Below are 20,100 nucleotides of genomic sequence, written 5' to 3'. Positions count from 1 at the left end.
CGCCGAGGCGGTGCGCTGCCGCGTCGAGTTCACCCACGCTGTGGTCCTGGAGCCGGACGATCCCGCTTCGCGCGCAGAGTCCTGGCTGACTTCCGCGAGCGCCTCTACGAGCGGGCGCGCAGGGTGGCAACGCGCACGCGGGCACGGAGTGTGCGCAGCGCCCCGTCCAGCAGTTCCGTCGGGGCGGGCAGGATGTTGAGCGCGACGGTGCGCCGGATGATGTCCGCGCCCTGTCGTTCGATGCCGCCGAGCAGATGCTGTTTGGCGACCAACGGCGGGCGGAGCAGGAGCTGTTCCTCCGCGTCGGCGCGGCGGAGCGCATCCTGGGCGATGTCCATGACCGTGCGGGCCTGTTGACATGCGTGCGCGACGAAGGCGCGCACGGCCGGGGTTTGACGTCCGGATTCCAGGTCGGCGCGGGTGATGCCGAAGCGCGTCAACGTGGTCTGTGGGAAGTGGAGTTGGCCGAGGCGCAGATCCGCGGCGAAATCAGCGAGGTCGTCGACGCGTTGGGCGGCGTCGGCCACGATTCGCAGCAGGGAGTGGTTGATCCGGTTCGCGGCGCCGGGGCGGCGGGAGATGCAGGGGAGGGCGAGGTAGGGCACGGTGACGCTGTGGAGGCAGCGGTAGTAGTCCTCGTCGGTGGCGTACCCGGTGAAGGAGAGGTTTCCGGCCTGGCCCGCTAGATAGTCGTGGATCTGGGCGTGGGGGACGCCGTTGACGGCGACGGTGTGCAGAAACGCGCGCACCAACGCGTATGGGGAGGATCCCGTCGTCAGCCCGTGCGCGACTGCTTCCGCCCAGGCGTGGAAACGACCGCCGTGGCGGTGGGCCGGTGGAAGGTCGGCCAGGTCGTCGGTGTGTTTGGCGAAGGCCAGAGCGGCGAGCACGTGGGGCTGCCAGGCGGGAGGCAGGACCGTACGCATCGCTGGATAGGAGAGCGGTTCCACCCGGGCCACGTACTGCGCGACGGCGGTGTAGTCCGCGCGCAGCGGTTCGTCCTCGACACCGCCGGCATGCAGAGTGCGGCTCCAGAGCACCATCGTTGACGTTCTCCCTCCTCGGTTCGATCCGGCGGATGACACCGCCCTCACCCGGGTAACAACTATCCAAACCGACGCAAACGCATGCAACGCACATGAGGAGGATGGATGGGGACACACGCCGCGGCACGGCACGTCGCGTGCATCATGGACGGCAACGGCCGGTGGGCGCAGCAGCGGGGGCTGCCGCGCGCGCTCGGCCACAAGGCCGCCGAGAAGGCCATCGACGCGGTGATCAAAACGGCCCTGGAGGAAGAGATCCCCTGGCTGACCCTGTTCGCGTTCTCCACCGAGAACTGGTCACGCCCGGAAGAGGAAGTCTCCTCCCTCATGGACATCGGCTACCAGTACCTGCGCAACAAGGTCCACGAGTGGCACCGCGCCGGCATCCGGTTCCGTAGCCTGGGCGAGACGTCCCCCCGGATTCCCGAGAGCCTGCGCCAAGAGCTCCAGTACGCCGAGCAGTTGACGCAGGACAACGACAAGATGACGCTCACGGTGGCCTTAAACCACGGCGGCCGCAGCGAGATCGTGCGCGCGGCGCGCACGCTCATCGAGAAACAGGTCCCGCCCGAGGAGGTGACGGAGGAGAGATTCGCCCAGCACCTGCCGAGTCCCGACACACCGGATGTGGACCTCGTCATCCGCACCTCCGGCGAACACCGGTTGTCCAACTTCGCGCTGTGGCGGTGTGCCTATGCCGAGTTCACCTTCCCCGAGGTGCTCTGGCCCGACTTCCGCGCCGAGCACTTCCGGCAGGCACTCGACGTCTACGCCCAGCGACAGCGCCGATTCGGCGGCGTCACCGGCTCGATCCCCCGCTCCCGTTCCCCCCAACCACAGCCACCGACGAGCCTCGTGGCGGCGCTGCCCTCCCTCTCCAACGTCCTGAGCCTGCCCGGCGGCATCGCCACTCGGCTCGGTGGGCACCTGTTGACCGGCTTGTACGACACGGCTCGGTACGCCAAGTCCCAACTCGACACCCGCCCCACAGCACGGCTGTGACCTGTCCGACCGCCTGGTCGGACGTGCGAGGTGACGAGCCGTTGGAGGCGACGGCTTCTCAGGTACGCCGAGACAAGAAGGCGACCAACCCGATGTAAGAGAGGGCGGCGGTGGCCACGAACCAGAAGTACGGATCGCCGCTTCTCCCAGACGCCAACTCACCGATGAACGCACAGAGATTGCCCACGGTCAGCACGATGCCCGTGCCGGCCCAGGCCAGCCCGCCGATCCGAGCGAAGCGTTCATCGGGCTCCTTCTCCGTGACGCCCTGATAGGTCTCGCTCCGGCGCCCCACCAGCGTTAAGACAAGGCTGCAGGCCGCCAGGATCCCGAACACCACCAGGCCACGAACGAGGTGGCCGCCGGAGATCGCGGCCACGAGGCAGGCGGCCCCGACGGCGAGGAAGAAACCGGGGACGGACCGCCTGGCCGCGCTACTGCTCATCTGCTGGGCTCTCATTGGCATGAAACATCTCCTCAACGCTGACCTCGAAGAACTTGGCCATGGACAGGGCGAGCGGCAGGGAGGGCGTGTACCGCTCGGTCTCGATGGCATTGATCGTCTGCCGTGAGACTCCGAGGGCCGTGCCCAGCTGCCCCTGGGAAAGCCCCCGCAACGACCGCAGTTTCCTGACACTGTTCCGCACATGTAAAGCGTACTTGTCACCCCTCGACACGTGTCAAGCCCGCTTTACAGGGCGAACGCGGCTCCTACGCCGGCAACATGGCGGAGTTGCCGCATCACACGGATGCCCGGACTCGTCTCACCGCGGACGACTCCTCGGCGCTCATCACGCCACCCTGCCCCTGCCCCTCACGCCGCCCCGACGCCGATTCGATTGATCGCGCCCCGTGCCGTACAGTTCATCGTGCCGTCGCGGGGTGGAGCAGCTCGGTAGCTCGCTGGGCTCATAACCCAGAGGTCGCAGGTTCAAATCCTGTCCCCGCTACTCAAGCGTGAAGGCCCGGTGGTATCCCACCGGGCCTTCACCGCGTTCGGAACTGCACCGGCCCCGCGCACCGTTGCCGGCTGGGCCACTTTCGCCGGACCGTCCGTGTCAGATCGCCGGATGGATGACGGCAGAAGCGCCCTGGGGCCGGAGCACGATCTTGCCGTGGGTGTGCCGCTGCTCCAGCTCGCGGAAGGCGTCTCGCACCTGTTCCAGCGGATAGGTACGGGCAATCGGCACCTCCAACTGCCCGCACGCGGCAAGCCGGGCCAGCTCCCCGAGCACCACCGCACTCGCGGCCGCACCTTCTCCGTAGGTCCGCGCACCAACCTTGGCCGCGGTCTGCCAGTCGCGGATCGTGTTGATTCGCTCGGGCCGCACACCCAACTCCACTGCCAGTGCGACGTATCCGTCGCCAAAGGTGTCGATGAACGCATCAACACGGCCGTCGGACGCCTGCCGGATCCGCTCGGCCACGCCCGGCCCGTACTCGACCGGGAGGACACCGTGCTCCGTCAACCAGGCGTGGTGCGGCTCGCTCGCCAGCCCGATCACCGTGGCACCGCGCCGCCGCGCGAGCTGCACGGCAAGCGACCCGACGCCGCCCGCCGCACCGGAGACGACGACCGTGTCCTCCGGGCCGGGGTCCACCGCGAACACGGTGGCGTACGCGGTCGTGCCGGCCACGTACAACGACCCGGCCACGTCCCAGGCCAACCCCGTCGGACGGGAGACCAGATTCACGTCGTCAACCACGACGAACTGCGCGTGACTTGCCCGCCTGTGGGTGAAGCCCAAGACCTCCTCACCCACCGCGAAGCCCCGGACATGTGGGCCGACCTCCACCACGACGCCCGCCAGGTCGCTACCCTGCCCGGAGGGAAACGCCGCCGGCCAGCGTTCGTGCAGCCCACCCGTGCGGATATGCGCCTCGCCGGGCTGGATCCCGGCCGCACGGACCTCGACCAGCACCTGCCCAGGACCGGGCACCGGCCGCTCCACCTCCTCCACCCGCAGCACGTCGATCCCGCCGTACTCGTGAAACCGCACCGCCCGCATTGCGTGATCACCGCACTTCCTCGTTCGGACAGGACTTGACCGGCCGCACGCCAAAGAGGCGACGTCGACCGTGCCACCGCCTTCAAGAATCAGGCGCCGATCCGTATTCCCAAGAACACCACCGGCAGCGATGCCGGCTGCTGGTGTCGACCTCGCCTCGTACACCTGCGACGCGGATCCCGCGTGCGGAACGCAGGAATTGGGAGGAATCTCCGTCAGGAGCGCGCCGTGTTCGGCAGGATGAGGGCATGGACCATGGGGATGTGCGGCCGGGCGGGGTACGACCGATGGTGGTGCGAGTTCCGGTGGAACCGGTCGAAGCCGCCGTGGAGGCCGACGCAGTTGACGCCGCGGCTCAGGTTGGCGAGGTGGCGGTCCGCGGGCCGCTGTTCGGTGTGGCCGCGCAGGATGCGGACGACGAACAGCGGTGGCGGGTGGTGGTTCCGGTGTCAACGGGCTGTCCGCAGATGGCCCGTGACAACTTGAATTCGCTGCTGTGGTTCCGCGCGAAGGACGAGGCGCAGGACAGAGCGGAGCGTCGTGCGCTACTGGCGGCGGTCGCCCGGTTGGAGAGCGAGCCCGTCGACGAACTCACCGTGCTCGGCACCCGCTACCGGATCGTGCGTGCCGAGGAGTACGTCGGCGTGGGCCCGGACGGCATCGAGCAGCCGCGCCCCACCGATCCGGAGCCGGTCACCCCCAACTGGGAACGTGGCTCCAGGAGCGGGAAGATCGATGAGGGTTTCGTCCTGGATCCGGACGCGCCGGTCACCCCGGCCCAGGCGGCGGAACGACTGACGCTGCGCGGCATGGCCTACGCCGGCTCCCAGTACCCCGACGACGTGCTCCTCGACTCACAGCAGTCCGTGGCGACCCACCCTGACATCCTGCTGCTCCCCGCGACGTTCAAAATCGTGGAGCGGACCGAGACGGGGTGGAAGTCGGGCAGCGGCCTGCACCTCAGTGCGCATGATGCCCGGAAGACGCTGGACTTCTCCCTGACGTGGTGGGAACCGCGCGGGCGCGGCCTCATCCCCATGGAAGCCGACCCCAGTGTCGACGCCCGTACCCGGGTCGCCGACAACTCTGATACCGCGGACGGGGAGTTGGCCGCATACGCCGAGGCCGCCGACCGGCTACGCGCCGGCCGGATCAACCAACTGGAGGTCCTGGGCACCGTCTACCGGATCGGCCGCGTCCGCCGCCTGCTGCGCTGGGGACCTGACGGGCCCGAAGGGCCGCGTCCGTCCGATGTCAACCAACAGGCCCCCAGCCGCATTCACCTTCCGCTCGACGAGGACGGCACCATCCAGTACGAGGACGAGGACGGCGGCGAGGACGGCGGCGAGGGCTGATGCGACGGCATGCCGGAACGACGGGGAGCAGGCGGCCCACGTCGCCGAGGATGACGAGCGGGCAGACGGTCAGCGTGCGCGGCAGCGCGGAGAAACCCTAGGACGACGGGGCGGGACGGTCGCGGCCGTCGAGTGCACGGCGCAGCAGAGTTGCCGTGCTGCCGGCGGCTGCTCGCTCTCTCTCGTCGTCGCTTACCTGGGCGCGCTCTTCCAGCAGCACCACGGCCGCCCGCAGCAGGCCGGCCTGGACCGGCACCGTCTCCAGCGCCGCCAGCGCGGCCGCGGCCTGCTCCGCGGCCGGGACGGCGCCGGATTCGGCCTGCGGAATGAGCGCGTTGACGCCGCGTCGGAGCGCGCGGTCGCGAGACGTCGGGGAGGGCGACGGGGCTGGAGACGGGGACGGGATGGCGGTCACCGGCACATCATCCCACCGCCTGTGGGTACTCGCCGCTGGTCCGCGCGCACGTCACTCCTGGCGGTGGTCGTGAACGACCGCGTCCGGGAGGGGAGTTGTGCAGCGCGCGCCGGGCGGCTAGCGGCCCTCACGAGGCACCCCGGCAAACCGGCACCGGCACCGACCTCCGCACCCCCATGACAGCCGCAGCACACACCACCCCCTCCCCTCACTGACGTGCATACCGTTCCCGAGCCCACACCACGCCCTCTGGCCAGCCGTACGACGGACAACCGGCAGCGCCCGCAGACGGGCCTCGCCCAGCCACCAAGTCCCCCGGCACTTCGTTCCACGGCGAACGCGCACCCGGAGGCGGAAGTCGTGAGCGGAATGGGGCCGTGTTCCTCGTCGCCCCGGCCGCCCGGCACGAACCCGTCCCGCCCACCACGTCATCGGCGCGGCACGCCCTCGCCAGCCTGGCAACAACAGACGGCCGACTCCCATCCGCTAGAGCACTTTGCCCGCTCTGAGTAGATATCCTGTGAAATATGATCGAGTCTGAACGACCGCGGCTCCTTCAACACGACCGGTGGAGGCTTGTGCGGCTCTCTCCGGTCGTCCTGACCTGCGTCATCGCCGGCCTGGCATACACGACTCCCCCGGAAACGGCCTTCAGTCGCCTCCTGCCCGCGGCACCGGCCCTCGCCGCCGCCATGTGGCCGGTGCTCCCCACCGTCCTGCTCGGGACGGCCTGCCTGCTTCTCATGATCGGCCTCAGCATCGTCTTCCCTGACCTGGGAACGTGGTGGACGGCCTCGGGAATCATCGCGGTCACCGTGGCGGCCGCGTACGGAAGCCACGTCCGACTCCAACGTGAGCGGACCCTCTTTCAGGTACGGCTCGTCGCCGACGCGGCGCAGCAGGTGGTGCTGAGCCCGATGCCCCGCCGGATCGGGAACATCGAGGTCGAGTCGCTGTATCTCGCGGCCGCGGCGGAGGCCCGCATCGGCGGGGACTTCTACGAGGTCGCCGACACGCAATACGGGGTCAGACTGCTCATCGGTGACGTGCGGGGCAAGGGCCTGCCGGCGGTGGGGGCGGCCGCGGCGATCGTCAACTCCTTCCGGGAAGCGGCCTACAGCGAGGCCGACATGGCCAGCATCGCCCGCCGGCTGGACGCCAGCAGCACCCGTTACAGCTCCGCCTTCCCCCTGGACGGGCCCGTGGAGCGCTTCGCCACCGCCCTCCTCGTCGAGATCCCGCACGGAGGCGGGCGCATCGAGATCCTCAACTGCGGACACCCCCCGCCACTGCGCCTGAACGGCGGGGGACTCCGCGCCCTCGAACCCACCAGCCCCTCGCCGCCACTCAGCCTCGCGGAGCTGATCGGCGATCACTACACCATCGACACCTTCGACTTCGGCGCCGGTGGCCTGCTGCTCCTCTACACCGACGGCGTCTCCGAGGCCCGCGCCCATGACGGCGGGTTCTTCCCGCTGGCGGCCTGGATGCGCCAACAGCCCCTGGCCTCGCCCCACGAACTCCTCACGGCCCTGCACCGTGACCTCCTCCGCTACAACAAAGGACGCCTGAACGACGACATCGCCGCCCTCGCCGTGCGCCTGCGCGAACCCTCGGAGTAGCCCGGGCCGGGTCGCGGCCGCACGCACACTTCCTGCTGCGGGCCTGGGGCAAGATCGGCCCGTCCCGCCTCGACGGCCTGGATGGCATGTTCACCGTCGCCGCCTATGCCCCGCGTGTCGCCGAGCTTGCCTGGGGCCGCCCTCTGCCCGGGACCGGCCCACCTCACTGACGCCCTGCCCACGCGCCGGGGACTGTAGCGGAGTTAAGACATCTGATCGGATTGCCCTCCACGTGGGACCGGGAATACCCAACGTGCAACAATTAACGGCTTGCGCAAGTAACCAAGTTGGAGGCGGTAGATGGCCGACAGGGTCAGCGGTGTGGTCCGGTGGTACAACCAGGTCCGCGGCACCGGGTACATCGACGGGGATGACGGCCGTGAAGTGCGGGTGGACCGCCAGGCCATCGAGGACGGCACCTTCGTGGTCGAGGGCCTGCGGGTGACCTATGTGCCCGTCGAGGACGAGAACGGCTGGCACGCGGAGTACGTGAACATCGTCCGGCGCTCGTCGGGAGCCGCCCCTCACGAGTAGCCGGCGCATCCGGCGACCTCCGAGGATGAGCGGGCATGCCCGTTCACCTCGCGTTGATGGAGGATCCGCCGGCCGGAGTCTCCGGGGTGTGCACGCCGATGCCGAGCAGCGACTGCTCGGCATCATCGTGTGCCGGGGCGGGGCCAGCCTGCGAATCGGACCAGCTCGATCCCTCAGGGGCCGAACCGCTGGGTTCCATCGCGGCGTTCATGGGTCGACCGCCCCGGCCAGGCGTTCGGCCGAGCCCGTCGTCGAGGCCCACGGCACTGTTCGAGACCTTGGTGCGAGGCGCTGCGCGGACGCTTGAGCGAGTGAGTCGCATGGTGAACTGCCCGCGCGTGGAAGGAGATTGGACGACGGCAGCGGCCTGGCCGGCAGCCGACCGCGGTTCGGAAGCCCGCTTCCTGCTGTCGGTGCCGCAGCAGAGCCGAATTACCCTGTGCACGTGCCGACCTCGATCCACCACGTGCGAGCATCGACAAGCCCAAGACGCTCGACGACCGGTACCGCCTGACCGTGCACGAGGAAACCGTCGACAGGCGGTTGCTCTTCGCGCTGGCGGTGACGATGGAGTCCCGGCAACGAGGCTAGGCACGGATCACGCCCATGCCCGGCGGGCAGTTGGGCTGGAGGAGGCTCAGCAGCGGACCTCAGAGTGCGCCGACGATGTCCTCGATCCGGTCCTTCGCGTCGCCGAAGAGCATGGAGGTGTTCTCGCGGAAGAAGAGCGGGTTCTGTACGCCCGCGTATCCGGAGGCCATTGAGCGCTTGAACACGATGACCTTGTTGGCCTCCCAGACGGTGAGCACCGGCATGCCGGCGATCGGGCTGCTGGGGTCCTCGGCGCCGGCCGGGTTGACCGTGTCGTTGGCGCCGATCACGAGGACGACGTCGGTCTCGGTGAAGTCGTCGTTGATCTCGTCCATTTCCAGCACGATGTCGTACGGCACCTTGGCCTCGGCCAGCAGCACGTTCATGTGGCCGGGCAGTCGGCCGGCGACCGGGTGGATGCCGAACCGCACGTTGACGCCCTTCGCACGCAGCTTCGTAGTGAGCTCCGCGACCGGGTACTGCGCCTGCGCCACGGCCATGCCGTACCCGGGTGTGATCACCACGGACCGGGCCGCGCCGAGCAGTTCGGCGGCGCCCTCGGCGGTGATCTCCGTGTGCTCGCCGTAGTCGACGTCCGAGCCCGACGTCGACTCGATGCCGAAGCCGCCGGCGATGACCGCGAGGAAGGAGCGGTTCATCGCCTTGCACATGATGTAGCTCAGATAGGCACCAGACGAGCCGACCAGCGCGCCGGTGACGATCAGCAGGTCGTTGCCGAGCAGGAAGCCCGATGCCGCGGCGGCCCAGCCGGAGTAGCTGTTGAGCATCGAGACCACGACCGGCATGTCACCGCCGCCGATCGAGGCCACCAAATGCCAGCCCAGCGCCAGCGCCAGGACGGTCACCGTGATCAGCAGCCACGGCTCCGGCGAGATCACGAACCACACGGTCAGGGCGACGAACAGGCCCAACGCGCCGAGGTTCAGGGCGTTCTTGCCCGGCAGCACCAGCGGCTTGGAGTTGATCTTCGCCGCGAGCTTCAGGTTCGCCACGATCGAGCCGGTGAACGTCACCGCGCCGATGAACACGCCGATGAACACCTCGGCGTGGTGGATGCCCAGCGTGCCGAGCGCCTCCAAGGCGGCGGTCTCGTGTGCTTGCGGGTGGTTCTCGACGTTCAGGAAGCCGTTCCAGCTCACCAGCACGGCCGCCAGACCGACGAAGGAGTGCAGCAGCGCGATCAGTTCGGGCATGCCGGTCATCTCGACGCCACGGGCACGCTGCAGGCCGATCAGCGCGCCGATCAGCATCGCCAGGAGCATCAGGCCGAGGGCGGCGGCGTTGATGCCGTCGGCGGCCGCGAGCACGATCGTCGCGACCAGCGCGACGCCCATGCCGAGCATGCCGAACGCGTTGCCGAGCCGCGCCGACTCGTGCTTGGAGAGTCCTGCCAGCGCCAGAATGAACAGCAACGCGGCAACGAGGTAGGCCGCTTGTGCGGCGAGGGTCGCAGACATGTCAGCTCCGGTTGAACATGGCGAGCATGCGACGCGTCACCGCGAAGCCGCCGAAGACATTGATACTGGCCAGCAGGATCGCCAGGAACGACAGTGCCGTGACCGCAGTGCCTGAGTGACCGATCTGTAGCAGCGCGCCGACGACGACGATCCCCGAGATCGCGTTCGTCACCGACATCAGCGGCGTGTGCAGGGCGTGGTGTACGTGGCCGATCACGTAGTAGCCGATCACGATCGCGAGCACGAAGACCGTCACGTGGGGCAGGAGAGCAGCCGGTGCGAACCCCGCGGTGAGGAACAGTGCCAGCGCGCCCAGCGCCACGGCACCGAAACGTCGCGCCGCCGTCATCGGCGCCTTCTTGGGCTTCGCCGGCACCGTCGCGGTCACGGGTGCCGGGACCGGGACCGCCGAGACCTTGACCGGTGGGGGCGGCCACGCCAACTCGCCCTCGCGCACGACGGTGATCGAGCGCTGCACCGGATCGTCCCAGTCCAACACCAACGACGCGTCCTTGCCCGGTGTCATCAGCTTCAGCAGGTTCACCAGGTTCGTGCCGTACATCTGCGAAGCCTGCGCAGGCAGTCGGCCCGCCAGATCGGTGTAGCCGATGATCGTCACGCCGTTCTCCGTGACGACCTTCTCCCCCGCCACCGTGCCCACCACGTTGCCGCCGTTGGCGGCCGCCATGTCCACGATCACCGATCCCGGCTTCATAGCGGCCACCATCTCCGCGGTGATCAGCGTCGGAGCGGGACGCCCGGGGATCAGCGCGGTGGTGATGACGATGTCGACCTCGCGGCACTGCGCGCGGTAGAGCTCGACCTCGCGCGCCTTGTAGTCGTCGCCCATCTCCTTGGCGTAACCCGTCGCCGAGACCTCGGCCTCCGGGGACTCGATCGACAGGTACTCACCCCCCAACGACCTTACCTGGTCGGCCACTTCGGGCCGCGGGTCGGTCGCCCGCACGATCGCGCCGAGCGAGCCCGACGCCCCGACAGCCGCCAGCCCCGCGACGCCGGCGCCCGCGACGAGCACCTTCGCCGGCGGAACCTTGCCGGCCGCCGTCACCTGGCCGGTGAAGAACCGCCCGAACTCGTGCGCCGCCTCGACCACGGCCCGGTATCCGGCGATGTTCGCCATCGACGACAGCACGTCCATCGACTGCGCCCGGCTGATGCGCGGTACGGCGTCCATCGACAGCGCCGTGAACGGCCGGCGGCCCAGCTCCTCGACCATCGCGGGGTCGAACGCCGGCGCGAACAGCGCGATCACCGTTGCCTCCGGCCGTACCCGGTCCAACTGCGACGGACTCGGGGCGTTGACCCCCAACACCACGTCTGCGGCGCTCGCTTCGCCGATGCGCGCACCGGCGGCCTGGTAGGCGTCGTCGGTGAAGCCGGCCGCGACGCCCGCGCCGGAGTCGACGATCACGTCGTACCCCAGCTTGCGAATCGACTCGATCGTCGACGGCGTGGCCGAGACGCGATTCTCCCCCGCCCGCGCTTCCTTGAGGACTCCGACACTCACGAGTGTTCTCCGTTCGCTGTTGTTGCGCTCAACGGACCGTTACCCGCCTTGACTTAGGACCGCGTTTTAAGCGCCGGCGGTGGACGACACACGAGATCAGAATCAGGCCGCCGCCCCCTCGCCCGATAGTGCGCCCGCCGTGATCCATCCCACATCGACGGTCTTGACCAACTACGCAGATTTCGGCGCGATTTTGATTGACACTCACCACGGAAGCCGCCGGCCCGGCCTCCGGGTTCCCATCTCCACCACGCGGGCGAGTGGGCGACGTTGGAACACCAGGTGGTCACCTGGGTCGCTGGCCTGGACTCCCCCGGACCACATGCACTGCCGTCGCGGCTGAGTGGCGGATGCGCGATCGACTCAAAAAGCCCCTTTCCGGGCTGATTTCGGGAACGCCGTTTGCAAATGATGTGGGGAGATGACGTGAAGGCCCGCAGCCGGTCCGGCACCGTTCCGAAGGTACGCGGGAAGCCAGGGAGGAGCGACGCGCGGCGCAGGCGTCAGGGTTCGAGCCCTGCACCCCGGGCGATCGCGCGGTCGTGGCCAGTGCGGCTGTGCGGCTGCGCGGCTGCGCCGAGGGTGACGGGGCGTCAGGACGGTCTTCGACGGGCCGGGCGTTAGCCAGGAGTTAGCAGGACAACAGCGCCTGGCTGGAATACTGACCGCCGTCCGGGGGCGAGAGGATCGACAACGGACACCCACTGCGCCGGGCACCACGTCCGCAGCTACCGAGGAGCACACCATGCACCGCATATCCGTCCGCAGGGCCGTTACCGCCACCGCCGTCGGACTGGCCGCCTCCGCCGCGCTCACCGCGTGCGGGCCGAGCGACTCCTCGGACTCGAACAGCAAGGGCGGCTCCCCCTCAGCCGCGGCGCCGTCCTCGGACTCGTCCAGCGGATCGTCGACCAACCCCTCCAGCGGGTCCGGGTCGTCGTCCGGGAATGGCTCGCACGCCTCCTCCACGCCCTCGAAGATGTCGACGTGCCGCACCGCAAATCTGCGCATCACGGCGAAGAACCAGGGCGAGGCCCGCGAAGGTCTGGGCGATATCCTCATCACGTTCACGAACACCGGCGGTAACTGCCGGATGGACGGGTTCCCGGGCGTCGACATGAAGACCAACTACGGCACCCAGTCGGTGGACCGCAACAAGCAGGAAGTGGGCACGCCGTTCACCCTCAAGGCGGGGAAGAGGGCCACCGCCAACATCGCCTACCCGATCAACAACACCGGCGGCTCGGGCGTCCGCGGCACCGCCCTCGTGGTCACCCCGCCGAATGAGACGCACCACGTCACCGTCCCGGTCGCAGTCAACCTGCCGGTGAGCGACACGGACAAGGGGAAGCTGGAGGTCACCCCGGTCTTCGAAGAGCGCTGACCGGCCGTAGCAAGACCGCCGGCGGCGCCACTGCCGGGGCAAGAGCGGTGGAAGTCGGCCTGGCCGACTTGTTCGTCTTCATCGCCAGGACACAACTCCGCCGTTGCGTACGGCACTACGCTGGGATGGGGCGTGGGACTCTTCGGCTCGGACTGACATCGACGCACGGTCGGAGTGCAGTTGACCGGGTGGCTCAGGGCATCTCAGCCCTGGGCCAGGCTACTTCTCCGCAGGCACGCTGAAGGTGATCCGCAGCCGCGAACAACCCCGACCGCACGCTTTCGTCACCCCTGGCTGCGCCGTCATCTGCTGGCGACGACCGCGCACCGTACTTCGCCGAGAGTAAGGGCGGCGATCAGCCCAGGAGATGGCCGGCTCGATGCGTCAGAGCGCATGCGTAGCAGTCGGGCCCGCGCAGCCTCACATCCGGGATCTCAGCACGTCGACCTCACAGCCCGGCGCGAACGGGTCGAAGCCGTGCTCGATCAGCCAGCGAACCGCCAGCAGGCTTCGCAACGACCACCACGCGTGGATCACGTCGAGGTCGATGTCGGCGCCATAGCCGGCGAGGACGTCGTCGAGGTGCTCCTCGTGTCCGAGCGTGAAGGTGGCGAGGTCGTACAGGGCATCACCCTGGCCCGCCTCGGACCAGTCGATGATGCCGGTGACCACGTCGCGGTCGACGAAGACGTGCGCGATCTGCAGGTCGCCGTGCGTGAACGCCGGATTCCACGGCCGGAGTGCGGCCTCGGCGACTTGGCGGTTGTGGGTGACCAGGTCGGCGGGCAGGAGGCCGTTCGTCACGAGCAACTCGCACTCGTCGTCGAGTTCCGCCGCCAGCGCGACGATGCTCCGACCGGCCCGGCCGGGCAGCGGCGGCAACGGCGCGTCGTGCAGCTTTCGGATGGCGGCGCCCGCCGCGGCCCACGCCGCCGACGACCCGGTCGACGGCCCGCCGAGGCGCCCAAGGGTCGTCCCCGGAAGTGCGGCGAGCGCGAGCACGGGCGGCTTGCGCCACAGGACCTCCGGGGTCGGGACCGGCGCGAGGAACATCGCCTCGACCTCGACGTCAATGCGCGCCCGATCGGCGTCCACCTTCAAGAACACGTCGCCGACGCGCAGGGTCGCGCGCTCGGAATGGGCGATAACGACTTTGACCTCATCCATGGGCGACCAGTATCCCGGGGATGATCGCCGACGTCGCCGGGTTTATCGCGCGCGATGACGCGGCTGACCGCGTCCCGATACCCGACGGCCTCGCCCGCGACACCGACCTCTGACCAGGTCAAGTCCACCACTGGGTCAGAGGCCGGTCCCGAGGATGCTCCAATTGACCGGGACGCCACGGTCCGTGAGGAGGCCGCTCAGCGGCACCATGAGGTGGGGCTGAAGGGGGGTGTCGTCCTGTGGATCTGCCACGGCCTGTGCCGACATGGGGCCGAGAAGCAGCGTCGCGAGAGCGAGACCGGCGAGCGTTCGATGTGTGTTCGTCATGGTTTGCCAACGAGTTGGCAGCAGCCAAGTCACCACACGGCGCCCGCCTGTGGGCCGTTCGGGGCTTGGCCTGGACGCGACCTTCGACGTCGTGGCCCGGCACAGCATCATGAACCAGGCAACACTGCGCTGGGCCACCGGGGGGACGGCTGGGCCTGGTCAGCATCCCACTCAACTCCCTCGGCTCGGACCGGAGAAGGCACTTGACCGATCTCGACGCACGCCTGGATGACGTAGCCAAGCGCCTTGCGCAGCACGGCGGGAAGGCCCTTCGGCGTGAGCGGAAGCCGCTTCGGCCGATCCGCATCGGCGTCGTACTGTTCCCCGGGTCGCGGGGTGGAACAGCTCGGTAGCTCGCCGGGCTCACAACCCAGAGGTCGCCGGTTCACGTCCTGCCCCCGCTACTCAGCAGGAAAGGCCCGGTGTTCACCGGGCCTTTCCTACTGGCGTGTTGAGTGCCGGTTGTCTTCCCGCCTGTCCGGGGCCGCCCGTGGCGGATGGCGAGGCCAGCGTTGTCGAGCCGCCTGGTGCCTTGAGTCATGACCAGCGGCACAGCGGACGACAACGTCCCCAGCGCGGAGATGACGGAGGCGACGAAGCCACGATCCCGTCCCAGGGCCCACAACAGCGGTTCGGCGCCGTGCTGGTCATCCGGGACCGTTCTCTCAGCGGACCGCGCCGGCACCCGCGGCCGAGAATGACATGGCAACGGCGCCTGCCTGTGCCCCACCCGCGGGGTGGTTCGTCCGGTGGCCTGGCCAGCCGCCGTAGACCGGCGCCTGTGCCTGGCCCGTCAGCGGCGCCTGTGCCTGACCTGCCACCGGGGGCTGAGCGTAGCTCGTCACCGGCGCCTGCACGTGACGCTGCGGCAGGCGCTTCGACTGCGCCTTCAGGTGGATCACGCGGCGCTGCGTCCCGCGGATTTGCTGACGCTTCGTCAGGCGCTGGACCGTCACCTTCCCGTACGTGGGGTTCACCGTGTAGCGCACGCCCTCGTGCGTGACGGACCGACGGGTCGAGCTGAGGGTGGCGATCTGCTTGTTCTTGACCTGGATCTTCGCCGTGTAACTGCCGTTGACCTTCTGCACGATGGCCCGTGCGCCGTTGGCCAGGGTGACCGTACGGGCCGGCTCCGGCTTGACCCTGCCATGGCGGCTTGCGCCCTGCGCCTTGGCATTGACATGGGTGCCGTCGAAGTGGACGCGGATGCCCTTGGTGTAGCTCTGACCCTTCTTCAGGGTCATGAACGGCTTGCCGCTGCCGACCGCCTGGAGGTCGCAGACCCCGTTGTGGATCACGGCCTCCATGCCGCCGCCGATGCCGACGGCCCTGACCCTGTTCTTGGCCGGCGCCTGGGGTGTGGTGTGCGCGGTGCCGGCGGGCGCGGGCCGACCCTGCTGCCCCGGTGTGCCCGCGGCGAACGCCGTGGTCGGTACGGCCATGGCCGCGGCGAGCGCGGCGGCGGTGCAGATGGCGCGCAGGGAGGTGTGTGAGGCGGGGGAGATGCGGGAGGACTTCATGGAGCTCGTAACCCTTCTCGATATGCAAAGCGAGCGAGCCAAGTGATGCCGCCAAAATGACACCGATAGGTGCATTTCGGAATAATGCTGACGTATCGGAACATTAGACAAGATTGGCCCGGCAGAAGGGGCTAGGCGCGCGGTGTAGGGACGTCGCGTGCGACTCTTCGGTCCAACTGAACTCCGGCAGGACGCTCGTGAACCTCTCTCGGGCCTCGGAAGGGCACACGCCCCGGCAGCAGTACCGTCCCGACGAGGGATTCGGCTGCTCCCGATGCGGCCTCCGCTGTGCCGGTAGACCGAGACGTGGCACGCATGCGTCGCTGACTGGGATCGCGCGGCGGGCGGGGATCACCAAGCAGGCGGTCATCTACCACTTCGCCACGCGTGATGCGTTGGTCCATGAGGTCCTCGCCGTGATCACGAAGCAAGGGACGGAGTTCATGACCGCGCGAGCGCGCCAAGTGCCCATGCCTGCCGATGAGTTGTGGGCGTACATCCAGGCCAATGTCGCATACGTCGGAAGTCACCGCGAGCGGGTCAAGGGGCTGGTGGCGAACGCGATGAACTTCACCGACGAGGACCGCCGCTCCCGGCTTCTGCCACTCCACGCGTCGGTCTACGGCGACAGCCTCGCCCCGCTGCTGGACAACCTGCAACACGGCCAGGAGCAGGGCCAGTTCGCCGAGTTCGACACCCGCACCAGGGTCATGTCGATCCGCCCGGCCATCGACGCGATCGGGCCGCAGCTGAACGCGATGGGCGTGCTGGTCACCGAGCGCGCGTGGGAACTCCCGGCCGCCGGCACCTCGTTACGCGAGCGCTGGGCGGCCATCGCACCCGAACTGGCCAGGCACGGCGCAGCCGTCCGCGACGACGCCGGGGTCGATCAACCCACCCTGTGCCTGGAATCACCGGCCTGGGCCACCACCGTGTCCCACTGCGCCACACCCGCCCCCTCCCTGGACGGAGGCTCACGGTGAGCCTTCCCTCGACCGGTGTGCAGGCTGACGGTCCCCAACGGCCCACCTCGAAGCGCTGGCGCTTTCGTCGGCGAGTTCCCGGACGACGGCGCCGGAACCGGGGCGTACCGAATCGACGTCGCTCACCGGGACGACGTCCGTGCGACAGGCCGTGATGACACGACGGAGGCCGCAACATGCCCAACGCCGAAAGCCATGCCCAGCCCGCACCTCCGGCCCAGGTTAACGACTATGACAGTTTCGCCGAGGCGTACTCGGCCCTGAACGAGACCAGCCTCCTGAACGCCTATTACGAGCGGCCCGCGATGCTGTCCCTCGCCGGGGACGTGGCCGGCCGCCGGATCCTCGACGCCGGCTGCGGCTCCGGCCCCCTGCTCGCCGCGTTACGCGATCGGGGTGCCCTCGTCACCGGCATCGACTCCAGCGCCGGGATGGTGGAGCTGGCGCGGCGGCGGCTGGGGGCCGACGCGGCCCTGCACGTGGCCGACCTGAGCGACCCGCTGCCGTTCGCCAACGGTGCGTTCGACGCTGTCCTCGCGTCGCTGGTGCTGCACTACCTGGAAGACTGGGGGCCGACGCTGGCCGAGATGCGGAGGGTGCTCAGGCCCGGCGGCCGACTGATCGCGTCGGTGCAACACCCCTTCGTGGACTACGCGATCCAGGACCCTCGGCCCGACTATTCCGCGACCACCAGCTACACCGACGACTGGGCCACCCTGGTGGGACGGTCCGCCCCGATGACCTTCTGGCGCAGGCCACTGCACGCGATGACCGACGCCTTCACCGCGGCCGGCTTCCGCCTGGCCGTCATCAGCGAGCCCCGGCCCGATCCGGCCGGCCGCGAGCTGTACCCCGACGACTTCCACGGCCTCTCGACCAAAATGTGCTTCCTGTTCTTCGTTCTGGAGATGCCCGTGCCCCCGGCTACCGGCTCGGCCGAGTAGGAAGCAACTGAGGGCAGAACCCCTTGAATGACGACTCGACGGGCCCGGCGGCACCTTGGACGTCATTTCCCACCAGCACTGAACGCCCCGCCGGGCCGGGGCCGCCTGTCCGCAGACGGCCCCGGTCTGGGATGTCAGGTTCAGCGCGCCGTGAGGCGCGCAGCGGCGCTCACTTCTCGCACAGCGCCGTGTCGAGGAGCTTGTACAACGGTTGGACGGGGTTGCTGAGAGGGGTGAGCGCGTTGGTCACCACGGCGGCGTGGCGGCCGTCTTCGGTGACCATGGTCTGCGTGTAGTAGCCCGTCACCTCGCCGTCGTGTCCCCAGGCCACACCGCCGCAGGGCAGCGGGTGCTTGATCAGACCGAGTCCGTAGCCGAGGCCGGGGGCGATGTCCCGCGCCTTCTTCATCTCGGCCAGGCTCGCCGGTGACACCACCTTGCCGCCGATCAGCGCCTGGTAGAAGGTGCTGATGTCCTGTTCCGTGGAGATGATCGCGCCCGCGGTGCTGTAGACGGACGGCTCGAATGCCGTCAGTACGTCCGTCCAGAAGAAGAACGGGCCGATGCGTACGCCGTTGTACCCGTGCACGGCCGGTTCGGCCACGGCGCGGTTGCCTGCGGCGGGGAACGTGGTCTGGGTGAGATGGAGCGGCTGGATGATCCGGCTCGTGATCACCTGCGCCACCGGCGAACCGGTGACCTTCTCGATGAGCAGGCCGAGGATTTCGTAATTGGTGTTGGAGTAGTGCCACTCCGCGCCCGGCGCCGCGGCCGGGGAATGCTTGAGCCCGTCCCGTACCAGTGCGGTCAGGGTGTAGGTGCCGTCCGGGTTGGCCTCCGGGGCCGTTGTGGTGTTGGTCGGGATTCCGCTGGTGTGCTGCAGCAGTTGCCGCACCGTGATGGTGTTCCCGTCGTAGCCGTTGCCGTCGACCACTCCGGGCAGGTACTTCTCGATCGGTGCGTCGAGGGAGACCTTGCCCTCGTCGACGAGTTGCATCACCACCGCCGCGGTGAAGCTCTTGGTCTGGCTCCCGATGCGGTAGTGATCGGCCGGCCGGATGGGCGTGTTCGTGTTGATGACGGCCGTACCGACGGAGTAGGTCCAGGAGTCGGTGCCGTTGCCGGCGAGGATCCCGGCCCCGGGACCCCCGGCCGCCTGGAACTGACCCAATGCCGCCCGCACGGCGGCGTGGTCACCGGCCGGCTGGGCGGACGCCGACGACGGCAGCACGAACACTGCCGCCGTCACCGCGCCCAACACAGCCGTCAGTCTTCTCGCGCGCAACTTCCCTGCCACAGCTCCCCCTTGGTGGGTCCCGGTACACAGACACGAACACGCGGAATTCTCGCCGTCTTCAAGCCTTCGCCAGAAGTGGGCTGTCGGCCAAGCACATTCGGTCAGCTGTCGTCCGAGGACTTGGTGTAACCAACCTCGTGTGGCCAACCTCATACGACACCATCCGTCGGGCGCAGCCAGCCCGTGCCTGGCGTGAGCACATCTGCGTCACGCGCGATCGCCAACGATCTTCCTCCGTTGGCCTTTTCTTCTCTTCGTGTCGGTGTCTGGCTCCGGTGAGGTCCTCGGTTCTGGGCGGCCACGGCCAGGAGAAGCGGACCGACGCGATCGGCGAAGGGCTCGCTGCCGTCACGTACCCGTTGGCTTGAAGTCGCTGTCGCGATCCGCGAGGTCGGTGCGACCGCCGGCCGGGTCGTCAGGCGGCCGGCCGGCGGTCCCGGCTCCGACATCGTCGTCCGGGTTGTTGACTTGCTGTCCGCGGTGCAGGGCGTCGCGGGTGGCTACTGTTCGAGGACTACGACGTTCTCGGCCTGCGGCCCTTTCGCTCCTTGCACCAGGTCGTATTCGACTCTGTCGTTGTCCATGAGGGACTTGAACCCGTGCGACTGAATCGCGGAGAAGTGCACGAAGACGTCTGGTCCGCCATCGTCCTGGGAGATGAATCCAAATCCCTTGTCCGCGTTGAACCACTTCACGGTTCCTGTGGCCATCCCATTTCCCTCACGCTCAGTGTCCAGTGCTCGACCTATGTTCCCCCGGCCGTGTCGCGCTGAACCCTGTGGCCTCTTGGGGTGAGCCGGTGGTGTCGGTCGGCGGCCGCGTCGTGCCGGTCGCCCGGTCTGCTCCGGTCCCGCCGGTCGGTGTCGAGCCCGGGGCCGCCGTTGCCCGTGCGGAGAGC

The 20,100-nt window shown here is 68.8% G+C and carries 18 protein-coding genes, 1 tRNA gene and 1 pseudogene; 9 read left to right on the top strand and 11 right to left on the bottom strand.

The annotated features are described in order from the left end of the window. Positions 1 to 104 precede the first annotated feature (104 nt). Positions 105 to 1,043: a phytoene/squalene synthase family protein gene (locus tag PV796_RS36795; RefSeq protein ID WP_274918090.1), complete on the bottom strand. Its 939-nt coding sequence runs from the start codon at positions 1,041 to 1,043 to the stop codon at positions 105 to 107. Positions 1,044 to 1,151: 108 nt separating this feature from the next. On the opposite strand from PV796_RS36795, the gene uppS reads away from it, so the two are divergent. Then, positions 1,152 to 2,048, top strand: a complete 897-nt coding sequence (gene uppS, locus PV796_RS36790) for a polyprenyl diphosphate synthase (protein WP_274918089.1) — start codon at positions 1,152 to 1,154, stop codon at positions 2,046 to 2,048. A gap of 58 nt (positions 2,049 to 2,106) precedes the next feature. Here the strand turns inward: uppS and PV796_RS36785 are convergent, their stop codons facing one another. Both PV796_RS36785 and PV796_RS36780 read right to left on the bottom strand, forming a co-directional pair. Further along, the gene (locus tag PV796_RS36785; protein ID WP_274918088.1) at positions 2,107 to 2,493 is read right to left on the bottom strand and encodes a hypothetical protein; all 387 of its coding nucleotides are present in this window, start codon (positions 2,491 to 2,493) and stop codon (positions 2,107 to 2,109) included. After that, positions 2,483 to 2,695: a helix-turn-helix transcriptional regulator gene (locus PV796_RS36780; protein ID WP_274918087.1), complete on the bottom strand. Its 213-nt coding sequence runs from the start codon at positions 2,693 to 2,695 to the stop codon at positions 2,483 to 2,485. The genes PV796_RS36785 and PV796_RS36780 overlap by 11 nt, the downstream gene beginning before the upstream one ends. Positions 2,696 to 2,924: 229 nt before the next feature. Here PV796_RS36780 and PV796_RS36775 point away from each other — a divergent pair. After that, positions 2,925 to 2,998 (top strand) — tRNA-Met (locus tag PV796_RS36775). Between the two features lie 108 nt (positions 2,999 to 3,106). Here the strand turns inward: PV796_RS36775 and PV796_RS36770 are convergent. After that, a complete protein-coding gene (locus PV796_RS36770) occupies positions 3,107 to 4,057 on the bottom strand; it encodes an NADP-dependent oxidoreductase (protein ID WP_274918086.1) in 951 nt (316 codons plus the stop codon). A 248-nt stretch (positions 4,058 to 4,305) separates the two neighbouring features. On the opposite strand from PV796_RS36770, the gene PV796_RS36765 reads away from it, so the two are divergent. Then, positions 4,306 to 5,412: a DUF5954 family protein gene (locus PV796_RS36765; protein WP_274918085.1), complete on the top strand. Its 1,107-nt coding sequence runs from the start codon at positions 4,306 to 4,308 to the stop codon at positions 5,410 to 5,412. Between the two features lie 97 nt (positions 5,413 to 5,509). Here the strand turns inward: PV796_RS36765 and PV796_RS36760 are convergent, their stop codons facing one another. Next, on the bottom strand, positions 5,510 to 5,827 hold the full coding sequence (locus PV796_RS36760; RefSeq protein ID WP_274918084.1) for a hypothetical protein: 318 nt from the start codon (positions 5,825 to 5,827) through the stop codon (positions 5,510 to 5,512). A gap of 578 nt (positions 5,828 to 6,405) precedes the next feature. On the opposite strand from PV796_RS36760, the gene PV796_RS36755 reads away from it, so the two are divergent. Both PV796_RS36755 and PV796_RS36750 read left to right on the top strand, forming a co-directional pair. Then, positions 6,406 to 7,449, top strand: coding sequence for a PP2C family protein-serine/threonine phosphatase (locus tag PV796_RS36755; RefSeq protein WP_376562243.1), 1,044 nt, complete (start codon positions 6,406 to 6,408; stop codon positions 7,447 to 7,449). A gap of 300 nt (positions 7,450 to 7,749) precedes the next feature. Beyond that, a complete protein-coding gene (locus PV796_RS36750) occupies positions 7,750 to 7,983 on the top strand; it encodes a cold shock domain-containing protein (RefSeq protein WP_274918082.1) in 234 nt (77 codons plus the stop codon). 650 nt (positions 7,984 to 8,633) lie between these two features. On the opposite strand, the gene pntB is transcribed toward PV796_RS36750, so the two are convergent. Then, positions 8,634 to 10,052 (bottom strand): Re/Si-specific NAD(P)(+) transhydrogenase subunit beta, encoded by a 1,419-nt coding sequence (gene pntB / locus PV796_RS36745; RefSeq protein ID WP_274918081.1) that lies wholly within the window; start codon positions 10,050 to 10,052, stop codon positions 8,634 to 8,636. 1 nt (position 10,053) lies between these two features. Beyond that, the gene (locus PV796_RS36740) at positions 10,054 to 11,580 is read right to left on the bottom strand and encodes a Re/Si-specific NAD(P)(+) transhydrogenase subunit alpha (RefSeq protein WP_274918080.1); all 1,527 of its coding nucleotides are present in this window, start codon (positions 11,578 to 11,580) and stop codon (positions 10,054 to 10,056) included. A 745-nt stretch (positions 11,581 to 12,325) separates the two neighbouring features. Here PV796_RS36740 and PV796_RS36735 point away from each other — a divergent pair. Then, positions 12,326 to 12,964, top strand: coding sequence for a DUF4232 domain-containing protein (locus tag PV796_RS36735; protein WP_274918079.1), 639 nt, complete (start codon positions 12,326 to 12,328; stop codon positions 12,962 to 12,964). A 420-nt stretch (positions 12,965 to 13,384) separates the two neighbouring features. Here the strand turns inward: PV796_RS36735 and PV796_RS36730 are convergent, their stop codons facing one another. Both PV796_RS36730 and PV796_RS36725 read right to left on the bottom strand, forming a co-directional pair. Beyond that, positions 13,385 to 14,131 carry a phosphotransferase family protein gene (locus PV796_RS36730; protein ID WP_274918078.1) on the bottom strand — a complete coding sequence of 249 codons (747 nt, stop codon included), beginning with the start codon at positions 14,129 to 14,131 and terminating at the stop codon, positions 13,385 to 13,387. Positions 14,132 to 15,123: 992 nt separating this feature from the next. Next, positions 15,124 to 15,978: a hypothetical protein gene (locus PV796_RS36725; protein WP_274918077.1), complete on the bottom strand. Its 855-nt coding sequence runs from the start codon at positions 15,976 to 15,978 to the stop codon at positions 15,124 to 15,126. A gap of 197 nt (positions 15,979 to 16,175) precedes the next feature. On the opposite strand from PV796_RS36725, the pseudogene PV796_RS42490 reads away from it, so the two are divergent. The 3 genes and pseudogenes from PV796_RS42490 to PV796_RS36715 all read left to right on the top strand — a co-directional run. Then, a pseudogene (locus PV796_RS42490) lies at positions 16,176 to 16,376 on the top strand (TetR family transcriptional regulator); the annotation flags it as partial. Between the two features lie 45 nt (positions 16,377 to 16,421). Further along, positions 16,422 to 16,961 carry a hypothetical protein gene (locus PV796_RS36720; RefSeq protein ID WP_274918076.1) on the top strand — a complete coding sequence of 180 codons (540 nt, stop codon included), beginning with the start codon at positions 16,422 to 16,424 and terminating at the stop codon, positions 16,959 to 16,961. Positions 16,962 to 17,137: 176 nt separating this feature from the next. After that, a complete protein-coding gene (locus PV796_RS36715) occupies positions 17,138 to 17,905 on the top strand; it encodes a class I SAM-dependent methyltransferase (RefSeq protein ID WP_274918075.1) in 768 nt (255 codons plus the stop codon). 169 nt (positions 17,906 to 18,074) lie between these two features. Here PV796_RS36715 and PV796_RS36710 read toward each other — a convergent pair whose 3' ends face one another. Together PV796_RS36710 and PV796_RS36705 are read right to left on the bottom strand one after the other, a co-directional pair. Then, positions 18,075 to 19,154: a serine hydrolase domain-containing protein gene (locus PV796_RS36710; protein WP_274918074.1), complete on the bottom strand. Its 1,080-nt coding sequence runs from the start codon at positions 19,152 to 19,154 to the stop codon at positions 18,075 to 18,077. A 548-nt stretch (positions 19,155 to 19,702) separates the two neighbouring features. Beyond that, positions 19,703 to 19,912 (bottom strand): cold-shock protein, encoded by a 210-nt coding sequence (locus PV796_RS36705; protein ID WP_016571134.1) that lies wholly within the window; start codon positions 19,910 to 19,912, stop codon positions 19,703 to 19,705. Positions 19,913 to 20,100: the final 188 nt, after the last annotated feature.

Source organism: Streptomyces sp. WZ-12 (genome assembly GCF_028898845.1).
Classification (GTDB): domain Bacteria; phylum Actinomycetota; class Actinomycetes; order Streptomycetales; family Streptomycetaceae; genus Streptomyces.
The sequence above is the reverse complement of the archived record's forward strand: the minus strand, read 5'-3'. Positions and strand labels throughout refer to the sequence as shown.